The sequence below is a fragment of the Acinetobacter sp. YH12040 genome (assembly GCF_013420005.1).
Lineage (GTDB): Bacteria > Pseudomonadota > Gammaproteobacteria > Pseudomonadales > Moraxellaceae > Acinetobacter > Acinetobacter amyesii.
Window position 1 is genome coordinate 1 of record NZ_VOZB01000024.1, and the last position, 7,349, is coordinate 7,349.

At 35.9% G+C, this 7,349-nt stretch carries 7 protein-coding genes and 1 pseudogene; 1 reads left to right on the forward strand and 7 read right to left on the reverse strand.

Features of this window, described 5'->3' with window-relative positions; translation table 11 throughout:
* The 5 genes from FTT99_RS16085 to FTT99_RS16105 all read right to left on the reverse strand — a co-directional run.
* Nucleotides 1-1,475 (reverse strand): relaxase/mobilization nuclease domain-containing protein (locus FTT99_RS16085; protein WP_180161668.1); only part of this gene is annotated, 1,475 nt, incomplete at its 3' end.
* Nucleotides 1,459-1,947, reverse strand: a complete 489-nt coding sequence (gene mobC / locus FTT99_RS16090; protein ID WP_159124546.1) for a plasmid mobilization relaxosome protein MobC — start codon at nt 1,945-1,947, stop codon at nt 1,459-1,461. The genes mobC and FTT99_RS16085, both read right to left, overlap by 17 nt.
* Nucleotides 1,948-2,256: 309 nt before the next feature.
* Complete coding sequence (locus FTT99_RS16095; protein ID WP_159124550.1) at nt 2,257-2,676, reverse strand: hypothetical protein; 420 nt, start codon at nt 2,674-2,676, stop codon at nt 2,257-2,259.
* Nucleotides 2,677-2,802: 126 nt separating this feature from the next.
* A complete protein-coding gene (locus tag FTT99_RS16100; RefSeq protein ID WP_159124547.1) occupies nt 2,803-3,084 on the reverse strand; it encodes a type II toxin-antitoxin system YafQ family toxin in 282 nt (93 codons plus the stop codon).
* Complete coding sequence (locus FTT99_RS16105; RefSeq protein ID WP_159124548.1) at nt 3,077-3,370, reverse strand: type II toxin-antitoxin system RelB/DinJ family antitoxin; 294 nt, start codon at nt 3,368-3,370, stop codon at nt 3,077-3,079. The genes FTT99_RS16100 and FTT99_RS16105 overlap by 8 nt, the downstream gene beginning before the upstream one ends.
* A gap of 600 nt (nt 3,371-3,970) precedes the next feature.
* Here FTT99_RS16105 and FTT99_RS16110 point away from each other — a divergent pair.
* Nucleotides 3,971-4,171: a hypothetical protein gene (locus FTT99_RS16110; protein WP_163146734.1), complete on the forward strand. Its 201-nt coding sequence runs from the start codon at nt 3,971-3,973 to the stop codon at nt 4,169-4,171.
* Between the two features lie 423 nt (nt 4,172-4,594).
* Here the strand turns inward: FTT99_RS16110 and FTT99_RS16115 are convergent, their stop codons facing one another.
* Nucleotides 4,595-5,530 carry a replication initiation protein gene (locus FTT99_RS16115; protein ID WP_159124544.1) on the reverse strand — a complete coding sequence of 312 codons (936 nt, stop codon included), beginning with the start codon at nt 5,528-5,530 and terminating at the stop codon, nt 4,595-4,597.
* Nucleotides 5,531-6,165: 635 nt separating this feature from the next.
* Nucleotides 6,166-7,349: pseudogene (locus FTT99_RS16120) on the reverse strand (mobilization protein); the annotation flags it as partial.

Here is a 7,349-nt window from a genome sequence, read left to right on the forward strand (position 1 = left end):
TCCGTATTTGTTTCAAGTAGTTGATCTGGTTTGTAATCACTTGTGAATTCTGTTGAATCATTTGCTCTTGTGCTTTGATTGTTTTTAAATTTGTATTGGCTTGATAGCCTAGATATAAAATTATTAAAAGAATCAGCAGTCCAAAAGCTATCATCCCCCATAGGATGTGTGTTGCTCTCTGGTTGCCCAATTTTTCCGTCAAAAGGCTCTGCAACTGACTCTCTATTGTCTCTCTCTGCCCCTCTATCGCTTGCTGTACTTGGTGTTGAATGCTGTTCTGCAGGAGCTTTTCGTCGATTCTGAGGCTCTGCAACTGCTTGTTGACTTGAGCCTGTAGAGCGTGAATTGAGGTTGAAAACGAATCTATGCTCGATTTCACTTTTGATATTTCCGATAGGTCTATATTCGCTAACTGCGTTTGCAGTGCGTCTATTTGCTCCGTATAGCTCGCTGTTAGCGATTTTATGGCTTTGGGTGATAGATTCCCTATTTCGGTCAAAATCGCTCTGAGATGCGATTTTATGGCCGATGTTGTCTGCTGTACTTCGTTTAAAAGTATAGTGCTGTTGGTGATAGGTCTCTCGCTTTGCTCGATAGTCATCTCGAACGTTTTCAGCGTTTCGGAGAGCTGTTGCAAGCTCTGCTGTAGTTGGTCGGCTTTCTGCTGCTGCTCTGAGATGCTCTGAATAAGCGTTAATTTCGAATTGTTCATGATAAAAGTCGCCTCTAAGTCGATGTCTTTTGCCACTTTTCAAAGTGGCAGTTAAGTATTCTTTACTTTGTTTGACCGATGCGATTCCTTCCAGTTGCTCAATACACTGGACAATATCTGCTCTGTTTTTTACTGTCAGAGTCCTTAAAAATGTTTGTACGTAGTTATCAACGAGCTTGCCAAACTGCTTTTTTGTAAGCGCCTCAAGATCTTGACCTGTAAAAATATTTTTAGCTTGAGCGTTGAGTTTTGCGACATAGTTTGGCTCTTGTGTCGTTTTCATCAAAAGCAGATCATCGGGGCGTGACCACTGGTACTTTGTGTTGAAGTAATCACGTAAAGAATCAAAATGCTTTTCATGGCCGGGTGGGGCAATATTGAGTGATTTACCGCTTTGAATATCTAGGCGTGGTGCTAGAACGTGGATATGCTTCGAGCCGTCATCGTCTGTGTGAAGCACGGCAAAAAGGTGGTACTGTGAGGGATCTAGTCCCGAAAAAGCATGCTTTTCAAACTCGTCTAAGACTTCTTTTATTTGTTCATCTGTCGGACTGTCTTCTTTTGACCATGCGATCACGCCACTGGTGTACTTCCACAAATGTGGACTTGAGTCACAGATGGCGTTAAATGTAGTCGCATCACCACGCAAAACATCAACACCTGCCCGAACATTGCCAAGATGATCGAACTTATCTAAAACATACGCTGAAGCGTGTGCGGCCGATCCTTTGCCGTGATTTAAAAATTTAATATGCACTTTCATCCTCCTCAGCAAGCTGTATCGAAGACAATTGCTTTTTAAGCCTTTCAGGGCTTTGTCTGCTGATTTTCGGAAGTGCAGGAAATACTTGTTCTAACTCGGTTTGAATGCCTTTTAAAACTGAAAAAATGCTGAAAATATCTAACTTGCGTTGCTCTTGCGGATCAGCATTTTTGATGATGTTCAATGCTCGTGCAATTTGGTTTAAGTTGTTCCCGATTTTGGATAGCTCAAGCAGTAAAGCAGGATCTGTTTTTTGATAGCGTTTAACCACTTCAATCACTGTTTTAACTTTGAGTCTAGGCTTCCTTTCATATTCTTCTGGTCGTCTTACGGTTACAGCATCTTGCATGATTTCCCTTTGAATTAAAGAGAGAATGAAGTCTGTAAAATTCGTGTTCTCTTTTTCGAGGTGCTGCTCAAGTTGTTCTAGCTGTAACTCTGTGAGTCTGAAAATTTTAGTTTTATTTCGCATATACACATCCCACTAACAGGCTTTTGGTTTTGCTTTTAAGTCAACTTTGTTGACTTGCCCATCTTGATGGGCTTGGGGTCTTAGGGGTTTCCCCTAACAAGTCCCTGTATATCAAAATTCGAAGAATTTTGTATATACAGGTAGGCTTGCTTATCTTATTTAGTCATCTAATAGTATTCTACTATATCGTGAAAGATTTATATAAAAAGATCAAAAAAAGGGTTTATCAGCTAATAATACCTAAATTTGTATATGAGTTTTTATGTTGAAATTATGATGGAAATGGGGACTGGCTCATTTACATAACTTTTAAAGGGGAGAAGCAATCCAATAGCCGTAGGTAGAACAAACTTCAGGAATAAAGCGAGTAACAGATTTTGGTATTACTGATGACGGCCCTCCACTAAGGATAATTTCATTACCTATAAAAACTTTATGATTATTAAATTTATTGGTGATGCTAATCCTACCGTCCTTTGTATATTCTAACTCATGATTATTAGCCCAAATAATAAATGAACCGGTATCACTACCAAGCCGAATACAACCATAAGGATCTACATGCAATTTCCCACCAGTAATGGTTACTCTTGAACCAGAATTAGCATGTTTAATAAAAATGATAGGTTTTACTGACTCTATGGAGTTAGATACGGGTTGGGACTTCGCTATACAACCAGTAAGCAATGTAATAATTATAAAAATTTGAGCTAAATTTTTTATTCTCATATTGAACTCTTTGAAGGCTATGCAATGCTTAGCTTCTTTTCAAACTTTCTTATCGTGCAACTAGCGTAAAGTAGCTCGATGCTTTGAAACATGGCTAAAGCCATATTTCAAAGCATCGAGCTAAAATTAGCCAAAAATCTCTGAATGGCTATCTAACTGGTGTAACTCTAAAATGTCATCCCCTACGAGCCTGTAAATCAAGACTAAATCAGGTTTAACGTGACAATCTCGACAATTCTTAAACTCAGCACCACCTTTTAATGGGTGATCTAGGTATTTTTCAGGCAATGGACTATTAGCAACTAAACAGTCCAGTACCTCAGCCCATTCAGCCGTAACTAAATCTAAGTAACGTCTTTTAATATTTCGTTTAAATGAGTTGGTTACGATGATCTTTCGTTTAGCCATGAGCTTCATCCGACATGGCTTTGATTGCTTCTTCTACTGTTTCGTACTCGGTGTACTCCCCATTTTCAATCTCTTTAAGAGATTGAAGCAACTTTGCTACTGCTGTTGGGGTCAGAGTTGGTTCTTTCGCATAGTCAAAAGCTAATGGAACAGTTCTTGTTTTCACCACCTGATTTAAAAAAAGTTTAAATGCTTGTGGCATTGTTAAACCATATTCTTCAAAAATATGATTTGCATTATCCCTCAAGTCTTCTTCTAAACGCATATTAAAATTGACTGCGGACATGGTTAATTCCTCTAAAAACCAATAATGTAAAGACAATATAAGTCATTATCTTTACATTTTCATTACTTTTGATGTAATAAATGGTTTCTAATCGCTAAATTTCGTATAATCGCCATTATGTTAAATGAAGCGAATTTATTCAAAAATTTATTCGATTTGAGTAATTTTAATAATAGTTAAATTTTAAAGAATCATATTTAAATATCAAATTAACAATAAAGTTGGAATTTTCTTATGTTCTTAAAAAAAATAGTTCTAATTAGTACAATAATAACTAGTAGTCTTGCTCTTGCATATGATCCTACAACGCCTTCATATTATTTAACGAAAGAATTGTGTGCAGAATATTATGCAGACTGTATTGATGTCTATGGGTCTGCTGGTAGGGGTGGAATGTCAGAGTGTGGAAACTCTTTAAATACATGCATCACTACAGGTGATTGGAATCCACCAAATCTTCCTGTACCATCATCGGATAGATTATTAAACCTTTTTAGTTCAGAAACTAGAGAAGCTACAACAAGATATACCACGGCCTAATAAATCAGGATCTCAATGTAATATGATTGGGATCCTTACCAACATATATAGAAGAGAAAAATGGATCAATTAAAAAAAATAAATGATGATTTGTATCAAGCTGCAATATTATTAGACAGTATTCCTAGTAAGATTCAATCAGATCCATCACTAGAAAATAGAGAAAATATCTTACTGATAGGAAAAGCTCTCAGTCATATTTTTGAACTCCAAAATAATATTTATAAAATTCGCCCTGATTTAAAAAATAATAATCAGTAATAACAGTTATTTATAGTATTTTTTAAGAAAGATAGCGGCTCATTTGAGAATATAAAAGTAATATTCTATTTGTAATAGTTTCTCTGAAATTAACATAATACGGATTATACGAAATCATCAATGTATAGCTTTAATTTCCTGTTGGAAAGCCATGAAACATCCATTGTATTCCCCATAAGATTACTAAGATAAGGATCACCCAAACCATAATCTTTAAATTATACATTCTGTAAGTTTTCCTAAAATTAACATAATACGCGTTATACGAAATGCTTCTTTTTATTTCATATAAATCATAGTTTTATCGTATAGCAAAAAGCCCAACCCTCTCCGATTGGGCTTTTTTAATGATTGTTCACGTTCCACGCTTAGTATTTAAGCAATGTTTCACGGGATTTGTTAGCTCATATGGATAATCTGATTTTATGGTTTGAAATCCGTTTTTTGATGTAGAGCCTTCAAAATTCGTTTAGCCGTTTCTTCCCTTACACTTTTTGGATCTCGTAAAATCCCACTAATCCAAATCGCAAAAGTAGGATAGTCAGGAAAATTACTTAGATCAGAAAGTTCAGAAAGTTTAGATAGAATAGTGCTGTATTTATTAATTTGGGGATCTGACATATTACAAAATAGCTCTACTGTCTTTGTCTCTCTCTCGGGTGCTATGAGTTTTGGCTTAGGCTTCTCTTTCACAATAAACTTGAAACCAACCACAGACCGTCCTTGTTTAACGTTTTCATAAGTGAGTTCAATGTCTGTATTAGCTGTAATTTCATCTAATGAAGGCTTAATTACACGGTCTTTTAAATTACATAGCTTGTCGTAGGACTTTGGCAAACCTAACTCAGTTTTTATATGCTCTAAGGACATTTCAAATTGTCCCATAGCTTGATATTTTTTTGCTAAATGATATAGGTCGAACGAGTAGTCTTTTTTCAGACTGAGTACGATGTCTTTCTTGTACTTAGTGTATGGATTTAATTTGTCGAACTCTTTGAGCATCAAAAGAACTTCCTCTGGGAAGCATATGGATATTGAACCATTCTCATATATTGCTCTAATGACCCAGTTACAGTAGGTTTTTTTCTTATTATCACCATAGGAAAAATAACGTCTTAACAGGTTTTTACTCGCTTCTTCCATTTGCGAATACGCTGAGTTGGTTTTTATACCGCATTCTTTTGCAAAGCTCTCTGATGTTATGGTGATTGCATCTTTTTCAGTTGCATCAATTATCCGAGCTATAGGACTAGCAAGAATTAATAAGCGTTTTTCATCAATACTCATGCTTTTAAAGCACTCTTGAATCGTATTCTGCATAACAACCCAAGATACAGGGTATGTTTTTTTATAATCCATGAAACTACATTCCGCAAGAAGTAGTTTTTTATATCATATTGATTTATTTTTGCACACGATTTTTGTAGTTTTTAACATAAAACTACATTAAATATAGTGTAGTTTAGTTCATGCCATTTGTAGTTTCTAATCATGCCATTTGTAGTTTCTAATGTGCCAAAATCATGCCATTTGTAGTTTAGTTCATGCCATTTGTAGTTTTTTAAAGTCTGAAAGCCTTGCTATATGTGGTCTGGAAGGGTGTCTAAAAGTATTTAAAAGCTTTTTAAAAGAATAAAAGAGAATTAAAGGCAAAATCAAAAGCTATGGCACTCGCTTCGCTCGTGTCGTTTCAAAAGCAAAACCAAGAGCAAAAAGATTGATAATGCATTCGCTATGCTCATGCTTTTTTAAGATCAAAAGCCCCAAAGTTCGCACCCATTCGGGATGCTCTGTACTTACCGTTTTAGATTAAAAGGGAGTTTGTAATCAGGGAAAAGGCGTTGCTGAAATTTTTATGATGCTCAATCGCTCGTAGACACTCGCTTGGTTTAAACCTGTGAGGTTCAAAAAGAAAAAAACAAAGCGAACGGAGTGTGAGTGACATAAAGATAAATCGCTCATTCCCCCTCTGATTACTGTTTTGCTGAATTAGATTAAAAATCTAATTCAAAATCATTTTTAGGTTTTGGTTTATGCTCAGGTTCATAAGTTTGTTGAGAAGTATTCTGTCTAGGCAATGGATTTTTAATTTCGTAAATATCACTTTTAATAGTCTCAAAACTCTTTAAACACGCTTGATATGATTCTCTTTGCTGTTTCAAATGGTCGTTTTGAGGCTCTAAAATCTTCTCACATTTCAGATATTTCAGCATTTGATTGTCATTTTTGATCATTTTCTCAAATTTATCGTATTCCCATTCGTGGATATTTGAACGTGCACGGCTAATGTACGTTTCTAAATTTTTAGATTTTTTCTGTATGTAATCAATCAATTGTAGTGGGTTTTTATTGTTATAGGCCTCCTGTTGCTTGTCGCATAGTTCTTTGTGATAACCAACGTAATCGGGGTAATAACCGTCACTTCGCAAGTAACTGAAATTCGTAGCCGGTTTTGGCTTGAGTCGAATTTCCGCTACTGTGGTTTCTAGTCGTTCAAGTTGTTGATTAACGCTATTAATCTTTCTACAGTTTCCCCAAGCGTATTGATCTGCTTGCTTTGCGTCTCCAAATCTTCGTAAAAGTTGTTGGGTACTTTCAATTGCAAGATTTTCGAGAGTGCTTTCTCGATGTCCGCCTGCTGTGTGCCAATTGTCATTTGAATGGGTCTTAATTCTATCTTCACCAAGTCGCTGACAATGCTGTTTAAATCCAGTTGATTTAATGCTCTCGCTAATTGCGTTTGTAATTGGGTCTTCAAGTTTTCTTGAAATGCTTGCTGTAACTGCTCCGAAAAGTTGCCCTGCTCTAGCTTTGAAAGCTCTGCTTTCAGTGTCAAAATTAAGGCTTGCTGTGCTTCTTTCTCTGTATTCAGATTGCTGATTTTGCTCTTTAGACTCAGCTCGACTTCGCTGTAGTCGCTCAAAATGGTCTTTAATGAATCGATTTGTTGACTCAAAACCTTGTTTTGCTCGGCTAACAAGTTGTTTTGTTGCATCAATAAGCTGTTTTGCTCTGTCAAAAATTGGTCGATTTCGGTCTGCATGATCTAGTTCCGTATTTGTTTCAAGTAGTTGATCTGGTTTGTAATCACTTGTGAATTCTGTTGAATCATTTGCTCTTGTGCTTTGATTGTTTTTAAATTTGTATTGGCTTGATAGCCTAGATATAAAATTATTAA